The sequence below is a fragment of the Starkeya nomas genome, assembly GCF_902703545.1.
Classification (GTDB): domain Bacteria; phylum Pseudomonadota; class Alphaproteobacteria; order Rhizobiales; family Xanthobacteraceae; genus Ancylobacter; species Ancylobacter moscoviensis.
This window is the reverse complement of sequence record NZ_CACSAS010000021.1, coordinates 1-957: the sequence shown is the minus strand read 5'-3', so window position 1 is coordinate 957 and position 957 is coordinate 1. Positions and strand designations below refer to the sequence as shown.

The following is a 957-nucleotide window of genomic DNA, read 5'->3' as shown; positions in this document are numbered from 1 at the left end:
AGGCGCGGGCGGCGGCGTCAGCGGTGGCCCCTTGCTCCAGCGCCTCGGCCATGCGCCGGCGCGCCTGGGCGAGCGTGCCGGTGGGCCCGCGGGGCATGTCGATCTCGACGCCGCGCGCCGTGTTCTCTGGCGACAGGGTTCTGCAGTGGGCGCAGAGCTTGTCGGCGGCCTCCCGCCCAAGCAGTTCCACGAGCCAATGACCGGCGGGCGCGTGAGCCGGCACCGTGAACCGTCCGCCGCCGCGCTGTTCCGCGAGGCGCACTGCCAGCGGCAGGCCGATCACCGCCGCGATCTGGGCGAAGACGTCGCTGCCGGTCATGCGATGATCAGCCCCTGCACGACATGGGAGATGGTCGAGCAGACGTGCGCGCGGTTCCGCCACACGAGGCGGGCGGTGTATCTGCCATCGCGGCACAGCCAGAGGCGGCAGGAGGTGCGGACATAGCCGCGCGCCAGCCAGGCCGCGTCGGCGGCGGCGAGATCGGGATCGGCCGCGAGCACGGCGCCTATGTCCACGGATGCGGCGTTGCGGGAGCGGCGGCGCGTCATCGCTTGCGCTCCCATTCTGCTTCGAGCGCCGCCCAGCAGGCTTCTGCCTCCGCATCGGCCTTCTGGTCAGCCCGCACGGCCCTGCGGTAAGCGGCCTCGGCCTTGACGTGCGCTAGATCGGCCTCGGCCCGCCGTCGGGTTCCGAGCTTCTCCCGCCGCGCGGCGTCCCATGCCGCGTCCGAAGCCTGGGCGGCGGCGTGCCGCGCCGCGCTGGTCTCCTGAGCCTTAGCCTGGAGGGTGGCGTGCCGAAGCGACAGCAGGTCGGCCTGCCGGACGATCCCGCCGGGAAGGAAGCGCGCCAGCACAGCCGTCTCGATCCAGGCGAGGAGCTCGTCGTGGGTGAGATCCTGAAGGGTCAGCGTCTTCATGCCCGCGCTCCCTTCGCCTTTCGCAGCTGCTCGCCGCCGA

At 72.8% G+C, this 957-nt stretch carries 3 protein-coding genes; all 3 read right to left on the bottom strand.

What is annotated here, in order from left to right; translation table 11 throughout:
- Positions 1–319, bottom strand: a 319-nt coding sequence (locus tag STARVERO_RS21990; protein WP_159602139.1) for a hypothetical protein, incomplete at its 3' end; no start/stop codon positions are given.
- A complete protein-coding gene (locus tag STARVERO_RS21985; RefSeq protein WP_159602137.1) occupies positions 316–549 on the bottom strand; it encodes a hypothetical protein in 234 nt (77 codons plus the stop codon). The genes STARVERO_RS21985 and STARVERO_RS21990, both read right to left, overlap by 4 nt.
- Positions 546–917 carry a hypothetical protein gene (locus STARVERO_RS21980; protein WP_159602135.1) on the bottom strand — a complete coding sequence of 124 codons (372 nt, stop codon included), beginning with the start codon at positions 915–917 and terminating at the stop codon, positions 546–548. The genes STARVERO_RS21985 and STARVERO_RS21980 overlap by 4 nt, the downstream gene beginning before the upstream one ends.
- Positions 918–957: the final 40 nt, after the last annotated feature.